At 54.5% G+C, this 19,168-nt stretch carries 22 protein-coding genes; 12 read left to right on the forward strand and 10 right to left on the reverse strand.

The features are described 5' to 3' along the window. The first annotated feature begins 36 nt into the window (after window positions 1-36). The 3 genes from CEK60_RS12095 (at window position 37) to slmA (ending at window position 3,118) form a co-directional block, all read left to right on the forward strand. The gene (locus CEK60_RS12095; RefSeq protein WP_089039240.1) at window positions 37-1,419 is read left to right on the forward strand and encodes a phosphomannomutase/phosphoglucomutase; all 1,383 of its coding nucleotides are present in this window, start codon (window positions 37-39) and stop codon (window positions 1,417-1,419) included. A gap of 169 nt (window positions 1,420-1,588) precedes the next feature. Beyond that, window positions 1,589-2,488, forward strand: coding sequence for an acetylglutamate kinase (gene argB / locus CEK60_RS12100; protein WP_089039241.1), 900 nt, complete (start codon window positions 1,589-1,591; stop codon window positions 2,486-2,488). A 21-nt stretch (window positions 2,489-2,509) separates the two neighbouring features. Next, complete coding sequence (gene slmA / locus CEK60_RS12105) at window positions 2,510-3,118, forward strand: nucleoid occlusion factor SlmA (RefSeq protein WP_089039242.1); 609 nt, start codon at window positions 2,510-2,512, stop codon at window positions 3,116-3,118. Between the two features lie 96 nt (window positions 3,119-3,214). On the opposite strand, the gene rpoH is transcribed toward slmA, so the two are convergent. The 4 genes from rpoH to ftsY form a co-directional block, all read right to left on the reverse strand. Beyond that, window positions 3,215-4,081: an RNA polymerase sigma factor RpoH gene (gene rpoH / locus CEK60_RS12110; RefSeq protein WP_038481065.1), complete on the reverse strand. Its 867-nt coding sequence runs from the start codon at window positions 4,079-4,081 to the stop codon at window positions 3,215-3,217. Between the two features lie 153 nt (window positions 4,082-4,234). Then, window positions 4,235-5,275, reverse strand: a complete 1,041-nt coding sequence (ftsX, locus tag CEK60_RS12115) for a permease-like cell division protein FtsX (protein ID WP_089039243.1) — start codon at window positions 5,273-5,275, stop codon at window positions 4,235-4,237. Continuing rightward, a complete protein-coding gene (gene ftsE / locus CEK60_RS12120) occupies window positions 5,272-5,940 on the reverse strand; it encodes a cell division ATP-binding protein FtsE (protein WP_089039244.1) in 669 nt (222 codons plus the stop codon). The genes ftsX and ftsE overlap by 4 nt, the downstream gene beginning before the upstream one ends. Next, on the reverse strand, window positions 5,937-7,394 hold the full coding sequence (ftsY, locus tag CEK60_RS12125; protein ID WP_089039245.1) for a signal recognition particle-docking protein FtsY: 1,458 nt from the start codon (window positions 7,392-7,394) through the stop codon (window positions 5,937-5,939). The genes ftsE and ftsY overlap by 4 nt, the downstream gene beginning before the upstream one ends. Window positions 7,395-7,484: 90 nt before the next feature. Between ftsY and rsmD the strand changes: the two genes are divergently transcribed. Together rsmD and zapB are read left to right on the forward strand one after the other, a co-directional pair. Then, window positions 7,485-8,111, forward strand: coding sequence for a 16S rRNA (guanine(966)-N(2))-methyltransferase RsmD (rsmD, locus tag CEK60_RS12130; RefSeq protein ID WP_089039246.1), 627 nt, complete (start codon window positions 7,485-7,487; stop codon window positions 8,109-8,111). A gap of 107 nt (window positions 8,112-8,218) precedes the next feature. Next, a complete protein-coding gene (zapB, locus tag CEK60_RS12135) occupies window positions 8,219-8,413 on the forward strand; it encodes a cell division protein ZapB (protein WP_038481051.1) in 195 nt (64 codons plus the stop codon). Here the strand turns inward: zapB and rimI are convergent. From rimI to CEK60_RS12160, 5 genes are all read right to left on the reverse strand, one after another. Further along, window positions 8,410-8,883: a ribosomal protein S18-alanine N-acetyltransferase gene (gene rimI, locus CEK60_RS12140; protein WP_089039247.1), complete on the reverse strand. Its 474-nt coding sequence runs from the start codon at window positions 8,881-8,883 to the stop codon at window positions 8,410-8,412. The two genes, zapB and rimI, sit on opposite strands and share 4 nt — an antisense overlap. Continuing rightward, window positions 8,880-9,737 carry a hypothetical protein gene (locus CEK60_RS12145; RefSeq protein WP_089039248.1) on the reverse strand — a complete coding sequence of 286 codons (858 nt, stop codon included), beginning with the start codon at window positions 9,735-9,737 and terminating at the stop codon, window positions 8,880-8,882. Before CEK60_RS12145 ends, rimI begins: the two co-directional genes overlap by 4 nt. Continuing rightward, window positions 9,734-10,042, reverse strand: a complete 309-nt coding sequence (locus tag CEK60_RS12150; protein WP_089039249.1) for a BolA family protein — start codon at window positions 10,040-10,042, stop codon at window positions 9,734-9,736. Before CEK60_RS12150 ends, CEK60_RS12145 begins: the two co-directional genes overlap by 4 nt. Before the next feature lie 43 nt (window positions 10,043-10,085). Beyond that, a complete protein-coding gene (locus tag CEK60_RS12155; RefSeq protein WP_089039250.1) occupies window positions 10,086-11,489 on the reverse strand; it encodes an MFS transporter in 1,404 nt (467 codons plus the stop codon). An 88-nt stretch (window positions 11,490-11,577) separates the two neighbouring features. Next, on the reverse strand, window positions 11,578-11,964 hold the full coding sequence (locus CEK60_RS12160) for a hypothetical protein (RefSeq protein ID WP_089039251.1): 387 nt from the start codon (window positions 11,962-11,964) through the stop codon (window positions 11,578-11,580). Between the two features lie 193 nt (window positions 11,965-12,157). On the opposite strand from CEK60_RS12160, the gene CEK60_RS12165 reads away from it, so the two are divergent. The 7 genes from CEK60_RS12165 to CEK60_RS12195 all read left to right on the forward strand — a co-directional run bounded on the left by CEK60_RS12165 (window position 12,158) and on the right by CEK60_RS12195 (window position 17,639). Further along, window positions 12,158-12,565, forward strand: coding sequence for a DUF2170 family protein (locus CEK60_RS12165; RefSeq protein ID WP_089039252.1), 408 nt, complete (start codon window positions 12,158-12,160; stop codon window positions 12,563-12,565). Between the two features lie 121 nt (window positions 12,566-12,686). Then, window positions 12,687-13,382: a PspA/IM30 family protein gene (locus CEK60_RS12170; RefSeq protein WP_089039253.1), complete on the forward strand. Its 696-nt coding sequence runs from the start codon at window positions 12,687-12,689 to the stop codon at window positions 13,380-13,382. A 45-nt stretch (window positions 13,383-13,427) separates the two neighbouring features. Next, window positions 13,428-14,474, forward strand: a complete 1,047-nt coding sequence (locus CEK60_RS12175) for an ion channel (RefSeq protein WP_089039254.1) — start codon at window positions 13,428-13,430, stop codon at window positions 14,472-14,474. 30 nt (window positions 14,475-14,504) lie between these two features. Next, entirely contained in the window at window positions 14,505-15,248 is a 744-nt protein-coding gene (locus CEK60_RS12180; protein ID WP_089039255.1) for a DUF2491 family protein, read from the forward strand. A 100-nt stretch (window positions 15,249-15,348) separates the two neighbouring features. Continuing rightward, entirely contained in the window at window positions 15,349-15,771 is a 423-nt protein-coding gene (locus tag CEK60_RS12185) for a DUF350 domain-containing protein (RefSeq protein ID WP_009724104.1), read from the forward strand. 12 nt (window positions 15,772-15,783) lie between these two features. Continuing rightward, window positions 15,784-16,389: a DUF1190 domain-containing protein gene (locus CEK60_RS12190; protein ID WP_089039256.1), complete on the forward strand. Its 606-nt coding sequence runs from the start codon at window positions 15,784-15,786 to the stop codon at window positions 16,387-16,389. A 62-nt stretch (window positions 16,390-16,451) separates the two neighbouring features. Continuing rightward, complete coding sequence (locus tag CEK60_RS12195) at window positions 16,452-17,639, forward strand: glutathionylspermidine synthase family protein (protein ID WP_089039257.1); 1,188 nt, start codon at window positions 16,452-16,454, stop codon at window positions 17,637-17,639. A 12-nt stretch (window positions 17,640-17,651) separates the two neighbouring features. Here the strand turns inward: CEK60_RS12195 and lysS are convergent, their stop codons facing one another. Continuing rightward, window positions 17,652-19,166 carry a lysine--tRNA ligase gene (gene lysS, locus CEK60_RS12200; RefSeq protein WP_089039258.1) on the reverse strand — a complete coding sequence of 505 codons (1,515 nt, stop codon included), beginning with the start codon at window positions 19,164-19,166 and terminating at the stop codon, window positions 17,652-17,654. Window positions 19,167-19,168: the final 2 nt, after the last annotated feature.

Here is a 19,168-nt window from a genome sequence, read left to right on the forward strand (position 1 = left end):
GCCAAGCGCTGTTTTAGCGCATATCTAGGAGCGACAATGAACGTACCCGCGTCGATATTTCGTGCTTACGACATTCGCGGCATTGTGGACGATACGCTGAGCGAGACCACCACTGAACTCATTGGCCAAGCCATTGGTTCTGAAGCCGCCGCTAGGGGCGAGCAAACGGTCATTGTTGCCCGTGATGGACGACTTTCCGGGCCACATCTGCAAGCAGCGCTGATTCGTGGCCTAACAGCCTCAGGACGAGACGTTATCGATATCGGCATGGTGCCCACCCCCGTGCTTTATTTCGCCACCCATACACTGCCTGAAAGCTGCTCTGGGGTAATGCTAACCGGCAGTCACAACCCACCTGACTACAACGGCTTCAAAATCGTCTTAGCGGGTGAAACGCTCTCCGGTGATGCTATCACCGCCCTCTATGAGCGCATCCAAGCAAACGATCTCACCAGCGGCCAAGGCAGCGTTCGCCAGCACGATCTGCGCACGGCGTATCTGGAAAGAATTATTAGCGACATCCAGATTGAACGCCCACTGAGCGCGGTTGTGGATTGTGGCAACGGGGTTGCCGGAGAGCTGGGCCCGCAGCTTATCGAGCGCCTGGGGGTAAAAACCACCCCATTATTTGCCGACATTGATGGGCACTTCCCGAACCATCACCCCGACCCAGGCAAACCTGAAAACCTGCGCGACTTGATCCACAGCGTTAAGGAAACAGGTGCCGATATTGGCTTGGCTTTTGACGGCGACGGCGATCGCTTAGGCGTTGTCACACCAAGTGGCCGGATGATTTATCCTGACCATCTACTGATGGTATTTGCAGCTGATATGCTGTCACGCACCCCCGGTGCCAAGGTGATCTTCGACATCAAGTGCACCGGTAACCTGGCAAGAGTTATTAGCGACGCTGGCGGCGAACCGGAAATGTGGCGCACCGGGCATTCACTGATCAAAGCACGCATGCGGGAAACCGGTGCTGAGCTGGGCGGTGAGATGAGCGGGCATATTTTCTTCAAGGAGCGTTGGTACGGATTTGACGACGGCCTCTACGCCGCGGCCCGCTTGCTTGAAATTCTAGCGCGATACACTGGCAGTGCTGATGAATTATTTGATCAATTTCCACAAGATATCAGCACGCCAGAAATTAATATCACGGTCGCCGATGAAGACAAATTTGCGCTTATCAAGAAGCTTGCTAGAGAGGGCGACTTCGGCGAAGGTATCAAAACCACGATTGATGGCATTCGCGTGGACTATGCCGATGGCTGGGGACTTTGCCGAGCCTCCAACACCACACCTGCGCTAGTACTACGCTTTGAGGGCAGTGATGCCGCAGCACTTAGCCGAATAAAAGCGCGGTTTGCCAATGCCCTGGCAGAGATCTCGCCAGCACTGACGATCCCTGAACCTCAATAATGCAAACAAATACGACAGGGTGAACAGTAAAAAAGTGATCGCGCCAAGCGAACGCGCAACACAATACAAGTACGAGACAACACGCCGCATGGAAAAGCCAATGCTCGCGCTGTAATAACGGTCGCGATAAAAAAAGTAGCGACGGAAAAAAATCAAAAGGGACAACGTCATGAGTTCAACTAGCCGCGACCCCCAGGTCGTTGTAGAGGTATTGTCAGAAGCCCTCCCCTATATCCAGCAATTTTCGGGCAAAACGGTTGTCGTTAAATATGGCGGCAACGCTATGACTGAAGACACTTTGATCGATTCATTCGCGCGCAACATCGTGCTGATGAAAGAGGTCGGTATTAACCCAGTCGTCGTCCATGGGGGCGGGCCACAAATTGGCAGCCTACTGGAAAAACTGAATATCGAATCACGCTTTGTGAACGGCATGCGAGTGACCGACTCCCAAACCATGGATGTCGTAGAGATGGTGCTAGGGGGTCTAGTCAATAAAAGCATTGTGAATCTGATCAATCAAAGCGGCGGCAAAGCCATTGGTTTAACCGGCAAAGATGGCGCGCAAATTCGTGCTCGGCAGCTGAAAGTAGAGCACCAAAGCCCTGAAATGACCGTTCCAGAAATTATCGATATTGGCCACGTAGGCGAAGTGGAGTCTATCTCCACCGACCTTATTGAGATGCTTGCCGCTAGAGATTTCATTCCGGTGATTGCACCGATCGGCGTTGACGGTGAGGGGCACAGCTATAACATCAACGCCGACTTGGTAGCAGGTAAACTGGCCGAGGCACTCAACGCTGAAAAACTGATGCTCTTGACCAACGTCGCGGGCCTGATGAACAGTGAAGGAGAGGTGTTAACGGGTCTAACCACCGCTCAAGTTGACGCTTTAATTGCCGACGGCACGATATACGGTGGTATGCTGCCCAAAATACGCTGTGCGCTAGATGCGGTGAAAGGCGGCGTTAACAGCGCCCACATTATCGACGGCCGCGTTCCCCATGCGGTCTTGCTGGAAATCTTTACCAATGCTGGGGTAGGCACCCTGATTACTGACGCAGGTTAACCGCGACGGAGTGTTAACGTCATGAATGACGAACAAAAACCTCGCCGCCGGGAGCAAATCCTGCAAGCGTTAGCCGTTATGCTGGAAGAGGATAGCGGCAAGCGCATCACAACTGCAGCGCTTGCCCGCCAGGTTGGTGTCTCAGAAGCAGCGCTATACCGGCATTTCCCCAGCAAAGCGCGCATGTTTGAGGGGCTGATCGACTTCATTGAAGAAAGCATCTTTGCGCGCATTACCCGCATCCTAGAAGATATCCCCGATGCGGCGTCTCGGTGCGGCACTATCTTGGCCCTGCTTCTCGGCTTTGCCGAAAAGAACCCTGGGCTTGCCAGGGTACTGGGAGGAGATGTACTGACTGGCGAAACGGCCCGGCTGCGCCAGCGCGTTCACCAACTGTTTGAACGCTTGGAAACCCAGTTAAAACAGATACTGCGGGAAGCTGAGCTGCGCGAGGGGCTACGCACTAGCATATCGGCTTCAGCAGCAGCCAACCTGCTGATCGCTCAGGCTGAAGGGCGTATTTCTCAGTATGTGCGCAGTGATTTCAAGCGCTTGCCAACCGAGTACTGGGAAGACCAATGGGCACTGCTGTCTAGCCAGCTGTTACGAGCAGCCGTACAATCGGCTTAGAAAGCGTTGACACAGCATTCACGCCCAATAAAAACACCCCGAAGGCAGAGCCTTCGGGGTGTTTATCTAATGTACTTACCCGATATACGTACTTGATTAAGCAGCGATAGCTTCGCCCATTTTTTGGCGCAGCTTTTTCATCGCATTCTTTTCGAGCTGGCGAATGCGCTCAGCGCTGACGCCATAAACATCGGCTAGATCGTGCAGTGTCGCTTTGTTATCAGTGAGCCAGCGACGCTGTAAGATGTCCCGCGAACGCTCATCAAGGCCTTTCAAGGCTAGCTGTAAGCGACGCGTTGAATCTTCCTCAAAGTTACTGTCTTCCAGCAGCGTTGCCGGATCAGCGGAAGCGTCATCTAAAAAATACGCCGGTGCTTGATAGGTACTCTCTTCGTCGTCGCTAGGAGAGGCATCAAAGCCTGCATCGTAAGCCGACAGACGCCCTTCCATATCGCGCACTACTTCTGGCTTTACGTTGAGGTCTTCCGCAATCGCGTTAACTTCATCGTTATTTAGCCAGGCTAAGCGTTTTTTGGCGCTACGCAGATTAAAAAACAGCTTGCGCTGAGCTTTCGTGGTGGCAATTTTGACGATACGCCAATTGCGCAGCACAAACTCGTGAATTTCCGCTTTGATCCAATGCACGGCAAATGATACCAAGCGAACGCCTTGATTAGGGTCGAAACGCTTAACGGCTTTCATTAGACCGACGTTACCTTCTTGAATCAGGTCAGCCTGCGGCAGACCATAACCCGAGTAACTACGAGCAATATGCACAACAAAACGCAGGTGCGATAGCACCAAACGGCGTGCTGCTTCCAAGTCGCCTTCATCGTGGAGGCGGAATGCAAGCTCACGCTCTTCATCAACGCTTAGTACGGGGATGCCGTTAACCGCTTGAATATAGCCGCCCAGATCGTGACCTGGAGAAAGCTGACCCACCGGTAGAAGACTAGTGCTCATGTGCAGGTGGTCTCCCTTAAAACCTATCGTGGTTGGTGTTCCGTTAACTCTAAGACCTTAGCCTAAGCATAAGGTTCAAATGACCGATGCATTCACTGCATAAGACACAAAACGGGGTGGAAATTCCCGCTACTGACCGCATAACAAACATAATCAACGCGGGCGTATGCTAGAGAGATGGCGTGTGACAGCCAACCAAGCTCCCAGCCAGCCCAGTAGTGTACTGCAAGATAGCAGAATTGTAGAGCCTGTCATATCTAACTGCGGCAACACAAAGTTCGCTCCGTAGCTTGCCGCCAAGGCAGCAACAGGCATCGACAGCCAGTGGTTGCCAAATCCCAATAATCCCAGCGCCAGCAGACCGCCTCCCACGCCGTACCAAGCCCCGCTATAAAGGAAGGGTCGACGAACAAAGGCATGGGTCGCACCAATAAGCATCACGACTTCGATTTCTCGTCGTCGGCTCTCAACCGAAAGACGGATAGTGTTGCCCACCACCAGCAGCACACCACAGCCAAACAGCACCCCAAGCGCGAGCGCCACCCGTCGGCCAAGATCCGCCAAATGACGCAAACGTTCTACCCACGCCAAGTCCACGCGCACCTCGTCTACCCCAGAGAACGCTTCCAAGCGCTGTGCCAGTTGTGCCATAGCGGCGGGTTCAACGCTGTGTGGATAAATCACAATACTGGCCGGCAGTGGGTTATCGTCAAGTCCTGCCAGGGTGTCTTCTATCCCCAGCGACTGCTGAAACTCAACCATACCTTGCTCGGCGCTAATGAGACGCGTCGTTTCGACGCCTTCGTCCGCAATAACCGCTTCTTCAATGCGAACGGACTGTGCAGCGTCTACGGTCGTTTCCAAATAAACGGTGAGGGTTGCACTCTCATCCAGTTCTGCGTCTAGCAGCTTGGCGCTATCCAAGGTTAACCAAAGCGCCGCAGGCAAGACTAACGCTATGGCGATGGCCAGCATGGTTAGCAAATTACCCACAGGATGGCGTACCAGGCGATAAAGGCTATCCAATGCCATTGCACGGTGATGGCGTCCCCAGGCGCGTAAGCGGCTGCTAAAACGTGTTTGCTGTGAACGTGCACCACGCCGCTCGGCGGGTGGCTCACTGGGAGTTTTGGCCGTTTGTCGTTTCCCCTTGGGCGCTGCGCCTATAGGACGGGGTGTCGCGGCACGTTTCATACGGCCCCCTCATCAGCCACCAGACGGCCATCCTGCAAACGCAAAATGCGGTGACGTAGTCGCGCAATCAGCGCTAAGTCGTGACTGGCAACCATCACGGTGGTGCCAATACGATTGAAGTCTTCAAACAGCGCCATAATGTCGGCAGAAAGCTGTGGGTCTAAGTTACCAGTAGGTTCATCAGCAAGCAGCAGAGCTGGCTTATTAACCACCGCGCGGGCAATGCCCACTCGCTGCTGCTCACCGCCGGAAAGTTCTACCGGTAGCGCTTTTTCGCGGTGTAAAAGCCCGACCTTATCCAATGCTGCACGAACGCGCCGCGCCGTTTCGCGTGGCTCTACCCCCTGAATTTCTAGCGGCAGAGATACATTGCGGAACACGCTGCGATCAAACAGCAGTTGGTGATCTTGAAACACCACGCCAATTTGACGACGGTAAAACGGCACTTGGCTGGCGTGGAGCTCGGCAATGTCGTGCCCAGCCACCACAACTCGGCCTCGGCTAGGCTTTTCGAGGCGCATAATCAGTCGCAGCAACGAGCTTTTGCCAGCACCAGAATGCCCGGTCAGGAACACCATTTCGCCTCTTGCAACGCGAAAATTTAGGTGTGCCAGCGCCTCAAAGCGCCCTCCATAGCGCTTACCCACATGTTCAAAAGCGATCATGCGCGGCCATCATCCCCTTGCCGATCAAACAGCGCGTTAACAAAGTCATCTGCCTCAAAGGGGCGGAGATCATCCAGCCCTTCGCCTACACCAATAAAGCGAATCGGTGTTTTTAGCTGCTTCGCCAATGCGAAAATAATCCCACCCTTGGCGGTACCGTCCAGCTTAGTCAGCGTAATGCCACTGATCGGCACGGCGTCGTTAAATGTGCTGGCCTGGGAAATGGCGTTCTGCCCTGTCCCCGCATCCAGCACCAACATCACCTCATGAGGAGCAGTGCCATCCAGCTTCTGCATGACCCGATGGACTTTTTTCAACTCCTCCATCAGATGGCTCTTGTTGTGCAGCCGGCCTGCCGTGTCGGCAATCAACACATCCACGCCACGTGATTTGGCAGCCGCCACCGCGTCGTAAATCACTGAAGCGCTATCAGCACCCGTGTGCTGCGCAATCACCGGCGCGTTGTTACGTTCGCCCCACACTTTAAGCTGCTCAACCGCCGCTGCACGGAAGGTGTCGCCTGCGGCGAGCATGACGCTTTTACCTTCACGCTGAAAACGCTGGGTCAGCTTACCGATAGTTGTTGTTTTACCTACGCCATTAACACCTACCACGAGAATGACAAAAGGCCCGTCACTCTCTTTTTCAAAACTTAGCGGCGTCGCTACCGGCGCCAGCATCAACGCCAGCTCTTCTTGTAACCCGCGATAAAGCGCTTCTGGGTTATTCAGTTCTTTGCGCGAAACGCGCGCTTCAAGACGCTCAATAATCTCACTCGTGGCTTCAATGCCTACATCCGCCATCAGCAGTTGGGTCTCAAGGTCTTCCAACAGCTCATCATCAATCTGCTTTTTGCCTAAAAACAGATCGGCAATACCGTCCGTTAGGTTGGCGCGGGTTTTGCCTAGCCCTGACTTAATACGAGCGAACCAGCCTCTCTTTTCGCCTTTTTCGGCCACGGGCTTCTCTTGAAGGGCCGGTTTAGGGGCAGGCATTGTGGCCGGCTCTGGCTCTGGCTCTGGCTCTGGCTCTGGCTCTGGCTCTGGCTCTGGCTCTGGCTCTGGCTCTGGCTCTGGCTCTGGCTCTGGCTCTGGCTCTGGCTCTGGCTCTGGCTCTGGCTCTGGCTCTGGTTCTGGTTCTGGTTCTGGTTCTGGTTCTGGTTCTGGTTCTGGTTCTGGAACAGAGGCTAGCTCAGGCGCTGGCTCTAACTCACTTGTTTGTGTCTTTTCAGCGGTTTCTTCAACGGATGTACCGTGTTCCGCTGGCGCGGTTTCAGGCACTGACGTTTCTTGCACAACAGCTTCCGCTGTTGGCGAGGCCTGCTCTGTTTCATGCTCTAGCGCTGGCTCTTTGGTAACCTCTACTTCGCCATGCTCCTCCTGAGACAGCGCCCGCTGATCTTGCTGCTCCTGTTGGGAGTCGTGCTTTTTCTTACGTTTGAAAAAACCGAACATAGGTGTCATCCGACTAAATAGGTGAACATTGCGATTATCCTACCACCGCAGACCAAGACTTTGGATAAGTAGCCCGCTACAATCCGCGTTATGAAACGACAACGCTCTTCTCGCCCCTCTACTTCTCGCTCATCGACAGCGCGGCGCGGGTCTGCCAAACCGCCGGGTAAGCTACGCATCATCGGCGGCGACTTTCGCCGCCGTCAGCTGCCTGTACTCGACCATCCAGGGCTACGCCCCACCCCTGATCGCGTGCGTGAGACCCTATTCAACTGGCTAGGCCAACACCTGTTTGGCAAACAAGTGCTGGACCTCTTTGCAGGCACGGGAGCGCTAGGCTTTGAGGCCCTTTCCCGCGGCGCCAGCAACGTGACGTTTGTCGAGCGTGATTCCCGGGTAGCCGCGCTAATTGGTGAAAATATTATCACCCTTGGCGCCAGTAATGGCCGAGTGGTATCTACCGATGCACTCGCTTTTCTCAACCAACCCTGCCAACAGCCTGCGGATATCGTCTTCCTTGATCCACCGTTTCATCAAGGCTTAGCCGATTCCTGCTGCTCAGCATTAGAAAGCGGTGGCTGGCTTGCAGACGATGCCATGATCTACCTGGAAACTGAAAAGTCGCTCTCTCCAAACGTACCCACTAACTGGCAGCTGTATCGGGAAACCCAGGCAGGCGAAAGTGCGGCTCGCCTCTATCTTCGTAAACCCGTGTAAACTGCGCTTGCCGCAATCTTGCAGCGGCGTTACGCTCGCCTAACTGAATTACGTTTTTGTCCCCGTTATGACAGGTAGTGTGCCTGTCGACGTTATTGGAGGTAGGCATGAGCCTTGAGTTATTTAACCAGTTGGAACAGAAAATTACCGACACCGTTGAGGCGTTGGAATTGATGAAGCTTGAAAACGAAGAACTGCGTGGTGAAAACGCGCTGCTAAAGCAGGAACGTGAGGAGTGGGAGCGTCGCTTACAGGGCGTACTCAGCAAATTTGAAGATATCGAAAGCGATAGCGTGTCTTAAAGCAAGCGCGACATCAGTAGCGCATCTTCTCTCCCGGCTGCCTCCCGTGCAGCCGGGTAGTAATCTCGCCGCCGACCATCTTCATTAAACTCGTAGTGCTGATAGAGCTTTATCGCACGTTGGTTACTTGCCCGCACTTCGAGCAGTAAGCGTTCGCTTTGCCACTGCCTAGCACTGGCGACCACTTCGCCAAGTAGCTTGCCACCGATTCCCTGACCCTGCTGCTGTGGAAGCACTCCAATCGCTTGAAGCTCTGCCTCAAATGGCAAACGAACCACGATGGCATAACCAAGTAATATATCGCCAACGGACACTTGGCCAACTGATACAGGTTGTTGCCAGTAACCAATCACCTGTGAACTAGGGTCGTTTAGCGCGTCATGGAGATGCCGCGAACTTATGCCACTGTTAGCTTGCACTTCTAACGCCTGTAACGCAGCACTATCAGCAACGCTTAATGGGCTTATCACTGGGTGGCAACCTCAGCACGCCACTGCTGACCAAGCGACACCAGCGCAGGCCAAAGCTTACGCTTGGCACTCGCGTGTTCGGCAAGTGTCCTCAATGCAGGGCCCTGCCACACGGGCAGCGACAACGTTTGGCTGCGTTGCTGGCTAACAGACATGACCCGCGCTAAGGGGGAATCATCGGCTAGTTCGTCAGCTCCCCACCACAACAGGCGTTCCAACTGCCAGCCCTGCCGACCTGCCGCGCCAGCAATAAAGGCAGCTACTCCGTCTTGCGCTTCTTCCAACGGCTCCTCCGGCGTGAACGTGTTGGCCATTGGCGGCCATTTAAAATACGTCACCGCGGGCATTTCACCGCTCAACACGCCTGCTGCCCGCAGCATATTAGCCAGCAGTTGCTGTTCAATAGGCGTTATTTCCCCCTCATGAAGGCTTAACCAGCGCCCACCAACACACATACAGGAAAGGCTGAACGTAAGCGGCTCGACTTTGCTCACAGGCGATTTTTCCTGCGTAGAGCTTTCCTGTGCAGCAGTCACGGGGGCGTCGGCTGGCTTATTATCAGGAGCAGGAGGCTGGCCCAGCAGCGCGCGCACTGCTGCCGGGGCCGAAGAGGATGCCGATGCCGTGTCAGAGGCAACGGGAGCACTATCGCCTTTCGGTGACTGATTACGCGGGCGAGGTGCAGGTGCATCGTCCAATAGCGCTTGAAGGCGCTCTCGCGGCGGAGTAACAGCAGGCGCATCTTCCCATTCGCACGCCTCCGTAGGTCGTGCGTTAGGCAGTTGATATTTGGCTGCCCAGGCTGTTATGCCCATTGCATCCAAATACTGCCGGCGAATAACGTCTGGCGTCACTGGCCGCCGCCCCGGCAGTTAGGCGAATTCGGGCGCTCGCCGCCACGTGCCTGCCACTCTGTTGGAGTGTACAGATGCAACGCCAATGCATGCACGGGCCCAGACAGCTCATCGGCGAGCAGCGCATAAATCTGCTGATGGCGCTTCACCGGCATGATGCCATCGAAGCTATCGCTTACCAGGGTGACTTTAAAGTGCGTCTCAGCGTTAGCCGGCACGTTGTGCATGTGGCTTTCATTTTCTACGTGCAGCACGTCGGGCGTTAACGCCGCTAACTTCTGCTCAATCTGTGTCTGCATCGCCATGAGTACTTTCTCCTTCAATCAGCAACCAATTTATTGTACGCCCTTACTTGCTAACAGACGATGCCCGCCGCTCAATGAGAGCACGCTGGGCTAACGCCACCCGGGAAAGGCTCGCCATTAGCGCTAGCAGCGTGGTGCCAGCCCCCAGCCATAGGGTTATCTGTACAGGTGAACCCAACGCCAAGGCCGCCCCTACCAATGCCACCCCAACTGATTGTCCAACGGTACGGGTAGTGCTCATCACGCCGGAGACATTAGCGCTTCGCTCAGGCGGAAGACTGCCCATCATTTCGCGGTTGTTAGGTGGCTGAAACAGACCAAACCCGATGCCACACAAGGCGGTGCGCCACAGGCTGCCTGCCACGCCGGTAGATTCATCCACGAGTGCTAGCGCCACTAACCCAATAATCAGCAGTATCAAGCCTGCGCTTGAAAGAAGACTCGGGTTGATCCGGTCAGCTAAACGACCCGCTAGAGGGCCAACCACCATAATCGCTAACGGCCAAGGGGTGAACAACCAAGCTGTCTCCAGTGGCGAGAATCCCATCTGCTCCTGATAAAAAAACGACAGCGCAACAAACGTTAGCCCCTGACCGATAAAGGCCAACCCTGACGCTGAAACAGCCAGCGTAAAGCGTTTTTCAGCAAATATACTCAGCGGTAACAGCGGATAAGGTGCGTAGCGCTGGCGTCGAATAAACAGCCCACAAGCCAGCACCGCTATCACCGCCCAGCCACCGCTTTGCCATAGCGGTGCAGCATGGCCAACTGCATCCATTGCGAGAAAGAAGCTGGCTAGCATCAGCATCGACAGCAGTGCACCCAGCACATCAAAGCTGCCCCGGCGTGGCTTATCTCGCGGCAACGCACGACTAGCCAGCCATAGCGAACACACACCAAGCGGAACATTAAGCGCAAACAACCAGGGCCAGTCGACAAACGAGAGGATGACGCCGCTCAACGTTGGGCCGGCTGCATAGCCACCGGCCACCACTAACGCGCTAAGCCCTAAAGCGCTACCCAATAGACGTGACGGAAAAATTGCCCGATACAGCGACGGACCGATGGACAGCGTGGCCGCGGCCCCTAACCCCTGCAAGGCGCGAAATATCAGTAGCGTTTCTAGATTACGCGACAGCGCCGCCCCTAACGCCGCGAAAACGAAGGTGGCCAAACCAAATAAATAGAGCCGCCTGCGGGTGATCAGCTCACTTATGCCGGCGAACACTAATAAGAACGCCGCGCAGACCACTTGGAATAAATTGGTGATCCATACCGCTCTGGAGGCAGGCACATTAAGATCTGCGGCAATCGTTGGGAGTGCCAAATTAATCATGGTGGTGTCGACCACCGCCATTAGCGTCCCGGTGACGAGTGCCAGTACGGCAAGCGCACGCGCGGGCCCTGGCAAACCATCGTCACCCGCCCGAGTTTCAAACAATCGCATGGTGGTTCGTTCCTAAACTGCACCATTAAAAACAATAAAACCGGCCTGGGCCGGTTCCACAATACGCTTACATTAAGACGGCAATGCGCTAGTCTTGCTCATTGTCGAGCAGAAGAGCGTCATCAACCTCTGAAATTTCGAGGGCGGTTTCGTCGTCAAGGTCAATCGCAAGGTAGCTATGCTCAATGCGTAAAAAGTCTTGAAACAGTGACCAGTCAAGCTTTTCTGGCCATTGGCGCTCATCCTCTTCCCAAGCACGCAGCTCGGTCTCTAGGATCTCTACATAGCGCTCGCGAACAAACGTTTCCAGCGCTTCAGGGGTATCCATCTCTGGGATAAGGTATACCGTACTTTCACGTTCGACGTCGTCCAGGGTCAGGTCGTCGTCTCCCATGGTGGGTTCGAGCGCATTGATCCAGTCCACGAAGGTCTGGGTCGGCCTGACGCTCAGGGCAGAGCGATTTAGCAGTTTCATGGGATTCTCCTCGCCGTCGAAACGTTGATCATTATGGGTGCTAACGGATTAGTTTGCCATCGGTGCAGACGCAATATCGATTGATTCGGTAAAATGCTGAAGAATTTTTAGCTGACAACACCGTCACTCACCGGTACGGCTGTTACAGTCCTATGTACAGCCCTATGCCGGATAGACCATTAGGATACGCTCAATGAATACACAGACACGACTTGAAGCGATTAAGCACAGCGTCGAACAGAACGAGCTGACTTGGCCTAACGCTGACATCACTCTCGACCAAGACAACGATTCACTGGTGTTTACGCTCAAGGACTACGGCGACTTACCTGTTACCCTGACGCATTGCGAGCAAGAGTGGTTGGTGATGACCGAAGTGGCTCCCACCAGCGCGGTTGAGAATATCCATACCTTCAACGATGCTTTGTTACGCTTAGGCATGACCCTACCGCTAGTCAGTGTTGGCATCCACACCCTGGGTGACGAAGATTACTATGTGGTCTATGGCCAACTGTTTGCAGACTGCAAACTTGAGGCCATCAGTGCTGAAGTCGAAGCTTGCGCTCAGGCTGCACTGGAAATTGCCGATTTAATCGGTTGATTTAAATACTCACGAGTTTACGTGATCCAGGCACCAGCCAAGTATCGCCTGTTGTTAAGTATCACCCTGTTGTTCGTCCCGCGCGCAAGCGTCGGATTGGTTCGACTTAAGGAGTTACCCGATGTTACTACGCAAAATGTTTACCGCCCTGCGCGGCAAAGCCACTGAAACCGGCGAAGCGATTGTCGATAGTCAGGGGATTCGTATCATGGAGCAGGAACTGCGTGACGCTAAAACAGCAATGAACCGGGCCAATGAAGAACTCACGACCATCATGGCCAGGCGTAACCTTGCCGCCAAGGAAGTGGATACGCTGTCGGATAAAATGGCCGAGTATGAAAAAAGCGCCATGGCCGCGCTTGAAAAAGGCGAGCAGAGCTTAGCTGAAGAAGTCGCTGGGGAAATTGCCCGCCTGGAAAGCGAGTGCGAAATCGCTCAGGCCAATGTCACCCAATACGATGGCACTATCGAAGCACTAAAGTCGACCATCGCTAAATCGAAAAGTGAAATTCGCCGCGTTGAGCAGCAGATGTCCCACGTCAAGGCCACTGAAGCCGCGCAAAAAGCACAGGCTGCTGTTGCGTCTCAACACGCTGGACAAAACGCTAGCATGAACAGTGCCGTTGCCTCTCTTGAACGCATTAAAGAGCGCCAAGCCCTCCAGGCTGAAAAGCTTAAGATCGGTGAATCAATGCAAGCACAAGACTCCGGCGCTGACTTGGAAGCACGCCTTTCCCAGGCGGGTATCGGTAAACAGCAAACATCAGGAAGCGATGTTCTGGCTCGCCTAAAAGCCAAGCAAAATGCTGGCAACTGAGTGCCAAGTTAATACTACCGTCTGAACGCAAGGAAGACTGACGCCATGCCAGTGCTACAACGGCTACTGAAAGTTCTTAAAGCCTCTACGATTAACGTCAGCTGGACATTCCTGCTGTTGCTGGCGCTGGCACATATGGCAACCTCATGGATGTTAATGGGGCTCTCCGGCGAAGAGGTTGCCAACTCACTACCGTTGTGGCTGTATTTTTACGTCGTTACAGCCTCCACGGTGGGCTATGGGGACTTCTCACCAAGCTCAACCGCGGGGCAGTTGATCGCTGTGTTTTACCTGATCCCGGGCGGCATTTCGCTATTTGCGGCCCTGATTGGCAAGGCAACCGTCACGGTAGGCAACTTTTGGAGGCAGCAAATGCAAGGAAAAGGCGATTACAGCGATCTTACCGGTCACACGGTCGTGCTGGGCTGGCATGGAGAAACCACTGAAAAAATTATTGATATTCTCAAAGCTGATCGGCAGCTCCCCGATGAAATCGTGCTATGCGTCACCAAAGATATCAATAACCCTCGTCCAGGCGACCTAAAATTCGTCAAGGGCGATAGCTTCGCCAACATCGAGCTTCTCAAACGCGCCGGTGTTGAAAACGCCAGCCGTATTATTATCTATGATGGCAGCGATGAACGCGTGGCTACCGTAGCGCTTTCCGCTTACAGCCTGAAATCCCCTGGCTGCCATATCGTTGCCCACTGCGAAAACCCTAATACCGCAGCGATGTTGCGCCGAACATTGCCGGGCATCGAATGCACCGAGGCTCTGGCACTGGAAATGCTAGTACGTTCAGCCACCGATGCTGGCATTAGTCGCGTCGTGAATGAGCTGCTCGCCGTAAATCATGGTGCCACTCAATATCAAACGCGGCTGCAAGATATTCCTAAAGGCAGCACATTTGGCCAATTATTCGCCCTAGCCAAGGAAGCGCATAATGCCACCCTGCTCGGCGTCACTTCCGTTAGTGGCGAGGCGAATATGCTCAACCCGCCCTCCACCCGTGAGCTAAGCGACGGCGATGTGCTGTATTACATGGCCTATGAGCGTCTGACGCCGGCACATTTTTCATCGCTGCTGGCATGATATCCCACCGTTTCATGGAGGTTCATCACCATGCTTGGTTCACTTAAATCACTGTTTCGTGCCAACAGTAAAGGCGTGCAGCAAAAGCATGCCAGCGAAACTGCCCAGCGCTCTAGCGGACTGCCCGTCGGCATGACCCCAGACGACTTCAACGGTCTTCGACTTGGCGGTATGGTGTCGCTCAATATGCTGTCGTTGAAAGCGTTCGACAGCCTGAATTTTGATGCAAGCTGGAGTGGCGCAGCGCAGGAAATAGCCGCGATTGGCGTCGTCGAACTCGGCCAGGGCGAACAACTCGCGCGCTTTTATCTGGAAAATGACACTTGGATTCAAGCCTCCATTGCTAACGGCAAGGTGTTTGAATACAAACTGTTCGATTTCCTGTCGTCACAACATGTTTCTAATCTTGAATTTGATGGTCTGATCAACCAGCCGGATAGCCAGGCACCCGCTCATCCACTCGGCCAGAGCAGCTTTACGCTGGAAGCAGGCGACGACACTCCAGACGATCTTAAACGCTATCAACGCGTATGGGGCGCTGAAAGCAGCGCATGGTCAGCCCCGGTAGTGCTTGAGGAAACAGTGACTCGCGCTAATGGCAGCGGAATTTCCCAAGTCACGCACCACTGCATGCTCTATGAGCGCCAAGATCAGGCCTCAGAGCGCTTTGAATATATCCTACTCAGTGCTGAAGCCGATGAGCTGGAAGGCAGTTATCAATTAGTCACCAGCCTGGGCATCGATATCAGCGCAGTGATTATCGAAGCGCATTGATGGCCACCGTTAAGACGCTCTGATCACCATTCACGACTTATGCTCACCACACGGCTTACGATTCACCACTCACGATTGACGACTAAAAAAGGAAACGATAATGGGCAATATCGGTATGTACTTGGCAGGCCTGCCAGCGTTTTTCGCCTACCTGATCACCGCCGCCATCCTGCTGGTCGCGTTCATGGTCGCGTACAGCAAGATTACCCCGCATCATGAATGGAAGCTGATCCAGGAAGGTAACGCCGCAGCGGCAACCGCCTTTGGCGGCGCTACCTTAGGCTTTACCATACCGCTCTACAGCGCTATGGCGAACAGCGTGAGTTTCATTGATTTTATCGCCTGGGGCATTATCGCCTTTATCGTGCAGATCGTTACCTTCTTTGCCATCAAGCTGGTGTTGAAAAGCAAAGGGCAGAGCCTTTCTGGACATATTACCGATGGCCACGTCGCATACGGCATTTTCGCGGCAACTATCGCTATCGCGGTTGGCCTGCTCAACGCCGCGTCCATGATCTGGTAAGGGGAGACTTTCATGCAATCATCTAACCAGCCACCGCGCCGCAAGCGCAGTTCTCGGCTAACCCTGGCCTTGATGGGCGCGGCCGGTACAGCCGCGTTAGCCGGCTGTGGGCAATCATCTCCGCCGCAGGACACTCTATCGGACATCAACTTCTCCGAACCTAAGGCCTACCAAAACATAGACGAGTGCGTAGCAGACGAGCTTTACACGCGTACCGCCTGTGAAGCGGCGTTTACGGCAGCCGTTGAAGCGGTTCCGCGCTTTGACTCCTTAGAAGCTTGCGAACAGGTACATGGCGAAGGTGCCTGTGAGCCCCCTCCCCAATCAGCTCAACAGGGGCAAGGTGGCAGTTGGTTTGGTCCCGCGCTGATGGGCTATATGGTTGGCAATATGATGGCCAACCGCAATGGCGCGCGGGTACAAAGCCTGTATCAAGAGCCGGTCTACCGTACCCGCCAGAATCGCGGCGACTGGAACGCTGCGTCGTCTTCGGCTTCTTCACGGGTGGATCAACGTAACAAGGCCTTCCGCTCATCGGTTATGCAGTCCAACCAACGGGCAACTCAACGCTCTGGGTTCGGTTCGCGCTCCAGCGCACGGGGTGGATTTGGCTCCTAAGCTAAGCGCCGTCCGGTTACTATCTTTCGACGCACTCACCTGCGCCAGCAAGGAGCCGTTTTATGTTGCGCGTTGCCATTACTGAACGCCCTCAATGGCGCGAACTGGCGCACCAGCTAGGGTTTCACTTTCATACCATTGAAGGGGAGCCCTACTGGACCGAGGATGCCTACTACCAGTTCACGCTGGCCCAGATCGAACAGGACATTGAAGATCCCACCGAGGCGCTACACGAGATGTGTATGGATGCCGTTGACCGGGTCTGCCAGTCTGATGCCCTGCTTCACCAGTTAAATATTCCTGAACAGATGTGGGGCGTTATTCGTGCCTCCTGGCGTAATGGCCAGCCACACCTCTATGGACGCATGGATTTTGCCTATAGCGGTAATGGGCCTGCCAAACTGCTAGAGCTTAACTACGATACCCCCACCAGCATTTACGAGGCGGGCTTCTTTCAGTGGCTATGGCTTGAACAGGTGATCGAACAGCGCCTGCTGCCTGCCCACGCCGATCAATTCAATTCGATCCAGGAACGCATGATTGCTGCCCTCGCCCACATCGGGCAGCGCCTTGAACGCGATCCACCAGCCTCTCCGGCACTGCACTTCGCCTCCATCAAAGCCCATGAGGAAGATCGCGCCACAGTTGCTTACCTGCAGGACTGTGCCCTACAGGCGGGGCTGAATGCCTCCTTTATCCATATCGAAGATATCGGCTATCAACCCAACACCGACCACGGCTGTTTTGTTGATCTGGAAAACCGGCCCATCCGCGCACTGTTTAAGCTCTACCCCTGGGAAGAAATGAGCGATGACGCTTTCGGTGAGCTGCTGCCCATGATGCAAACCCACTGGTTCGAGCCTCCGTGGAAAGCCATCCTCAGCAATAAGGGCATCCTGCCGTTGCTCTGGCAGTGGCATGAAGGCCATCCCAACCTGTTACCGGCGTATTTTGACACCAGTGATGGCACGTCGCTGACACCCGGCTGGGTGCGCAAACCATTTTTCTCTCGGGAAGGTAGCAATATTGAGCTGATAACCACGAGTGGCCAGTACGAAGCCGTTGATGGCCCCTATACCGACAACCCGCGTATTTTGCAGGCCTACCACCCATTGCCGCGCTTTGGCGAACGGCATGCCCTGATCGGCAGTTGGGTAGTCGGTGACAAGGCGTGCGGCATTGGTATTCGTGAAGACGTTGGCAAAATCACCAAAGACTCCAGCTGCTTCGTACCGCACGCTATTGTCTAGAGCTTGTCAGCGTTACTCGCTGGCTTCGGGGCGCATCGCTGGGAACAGCAGTACGTCCCGAATAGAGGGGCTATCGGTAAACAGCATCACTAAACGGTCAATGCCAATTCCCTCACCCGCCGTTGGCGGCAAGCCATACTCCAACGCGCGCACGTAATCAGCGTCAAAATACATCGCCTCCAGGTCACCGGCATCTTTCTCGGCGGCCTGTTCGCGGAAGCGTTCAGCCTGATCTTCGGCGTCATTAAGCTCTGAGAAGCCGTTGGCAATTTCTCGGCCACCGACAAAGAACTCAAAACGGTCGGTAACGAAAGGATTAGCATCGTTACGACGCGCCAGCGGGCTAACTTCTGCGGGGTATTCAGTAATAAATGTCGGCTGGTCCAGCTTGTGCTCAGCCACTTCTTCGAAGATCTCGGTCTGAACTTTACCCAGCCCCCAGCTCTCCTTCACTTTAATGCCCAGCTTTTCTGCAACCGCTTGTGCGGCTTCCAGCGTATCCAAATCCGCATCGGTGATGCCGTCGCCATGATCAAGAATCGCTTGGCGTAGTGTTAGGCGTTGGAACGGCTTCCCGAAGTCATAGCTAGCGCCTTGGTACTCGATCGTCGTGGTGCCCAGCACTTCTTGGGCCGCCGTGCGCAGCATGGCTTCGGTCATATCGAGCAGGTCACGATAATCCGCGTAGGCCCAATAGAATTCGACCATGGTGAACTCAGGATTATGTCGTGTAGATAACCCTTCGTTACGGAAATTACGGTTGATTTCAAAAACCTTCTCGAAACCACCCACCACCAGACGCTTGAGGTAAAGCTCCGGTGCAATACGCAGGTACATATCAATATCCAGCGCATTGTGGTGAGTAATAAACGGCCGCGCTGCCGCACCGCCGGGGATCGGCTGCAGCATCGGCGTTTCAACTTCCATAAAGCCGCGAGCTTCAAAGAAGCGGCGCATGGAGCTGATTACCGCCGCGCGAGTTTCAAATACCTTACGCGACTGCGGGTTCATGATCAGGTCTACGTAGCGCTGGCGATAACGCGCTTCCTGATCGGTCAGGCCGTGGAACTTATCCGGCAGTGGACGCAGGCTCTTGGTCAACAGCTGCGCTTCTACCATCATCACGTACAGGTCGCCCTTACCCGATTTGTGTACTGGGCCACGGGCAGCGACGATATCACCGATATCCCACCCTTTGATGTCCTCAAGCACATCAGCAGGCAAGCCCTTTTTATCCACGTAGAGCTGGATTTGGCCAGCCACGTCTTGAATCACGATAAACGGGCCACGCTTACGCATGACGCGACCAGCCACCGACGCTTGATGATCAAGCGTTTCAAGCTCCGCTTTATCCTTTTCGCCCAGCAGGTCGTGTAGCTCAACCGTGAGGCTGTCACGGCGAAAATCGTTCGGGAAAGCGCTCTTACCTTGCTCAGCGGCGCGCTCACGGCGAGCCGCGAGCTTGGCACGGCGCTCAGCGATTAGGTGGTTTTCGTTATCGAGAGAAGACGCGTCTTGGTTAGCCATCG

The sequence above is a fragment of the Halomonas sp. N3-2A genome (assembly GCF_002216165.1).
Classification (GTDB): domain Bacteria; phylum Pseudomonadota; class Gammaproteobacteria; order Pseudomonadales; family Halomonadaceae; genus Vreelandella.

Bases quoted from the DNA above. Each gene is read 5' to 3' on its own strand.
- CEK60_RS12095 (WP_089039240.1), top strand. From the start codon at position 37: ATGAACGTACCCGCGTCGATATTTCGTGCTTACGACATTCGCGGCATT.
- argB (WP_089039241.1), top strand. From the start codon at position 1,589: ATGAGTTCAACTAGCCGCGACCCCCAGGTCGTTGTAGAGGTATTGTCA.
- slmA (WP_089039242.1), top strand. From the start codon at position 2,510: ATGAATGACGAACAAAAACCTCGCCGCCGGGAGCAAATCCTGCAAGCG.
- rpoH (WP_038481065.1), bottom strand. From the start codon at position 4,081: ATGAGCACTAGTCTTCTACCGGTGGGTCAGCTTTCTCCAGGTCACGAT.
- ftsX (WP_089039243.1), bottom strand. From the start codon at position 5,275: ATGAAACGTGCCGCGACACCCCGTCCTATAGGCGCAGCGCCCAAGGGG.
- ftsE (WP_089039244.1), bottom strand. From the start codon at position 5,940: ATGATCGCTTTTGAACATGTGGGTAAGCGCTATGGAGGGCGCTTTGAG.
- ftsY (WP_089039245.1), bottom strand. From the start codon at position 7,394: ATGTTCGGTTTTTTCAAACGTAAGAAAAAGCACGACTCCCAACAGGAG.
- rsmD (WP_089039246.1), top strand. From the start codon at position 7,485: ATGAAACGACAACGCTCTTCTCGCCCCTCTACTTCTCGCTCATCGACA.
- zapB (WP_038481051.1), top strand. From the start codon at position 8,219: ATGAGCCTTGAGTTATTTAACCAGTTGGAACAGAAAATTACCGACACC.
- CEK60_RS12150 (WP_089039249.1), bottom strand. From the start codon at position 10,042: ATGGCGATGCAGACACAGATTGAGCAGAAGTTAGCGGCGTTAACGCCC.
- CEK60_RS12155 (WP_089039250.1), bottom strand. From the start codon at position 11,489: ATGCGATTGTTTGAAACTCGGGCGGGTGACGATGGTTTGCCAGGGCCC.
- CEK60_RS12160 (WP_089039251.1), bottom strand. From the start codon at position 11,964: ATGAAACTGCTAAATCGCTCTGCCCTGAGCGTCAGGCCGACCCAGACC.
- CEK60_RS12165 (WP_089039252.1), top strand. From the start codon at position 12,158: ATGAATACACAGACACGACTTGAAGCGATTAAGCACAGCGTCGAACAG.
- CEK60_RS12170 (WP_089039253.1), top strand. From the start codon at position 12,687: ATGTTACTACGCAAAATGTTTACCGCCCTGCGCGGCAAAGCCACTGAA.
- CEK60_RS12175 (WP_089039254.1), top strand. From the start codon at position 13,428: ATGCCAGTGCTACAACGGCTACTGAAAGTTCTTAAAGCCTCTACGATT.
- CEK60_RS12180 (WP_089039255.1), top strand. From the start codon at position 14,505: ATGCTTGGTTCACTTAAATCACTGTTTCGTGCCAACAGTAAAGGCGTG.
- CEK60_RS12185 (WP_009724104.1), top strand. From the start codon at position 15,349: ATGGGCAATATCGGTATGTACTTGGCAGGCCTGCCAGCGTTTTTCGCC.
- CEK60_RS12190 (WP_089039256.1), top strand. From the start codon at position 15,784: ATGCAATCATCTAACCAGCCACCGCGCCGCAAGCGCAGTTCTCGGCTA.
- CEK60_RS12195 (WP_089039257.1), top strand. From the start codon at position 16,452: ATGTTGCGCGTTGCCATTACTGAACGCCCTCAATGGCGCGAACTGGCG.
- lysS (WP_089039258.1), bottom strand. From the start codon at position 19,166: ATGGCTAACCAAGACGCGTCTTCTCTCGATAACGAAAACCACCTAATC.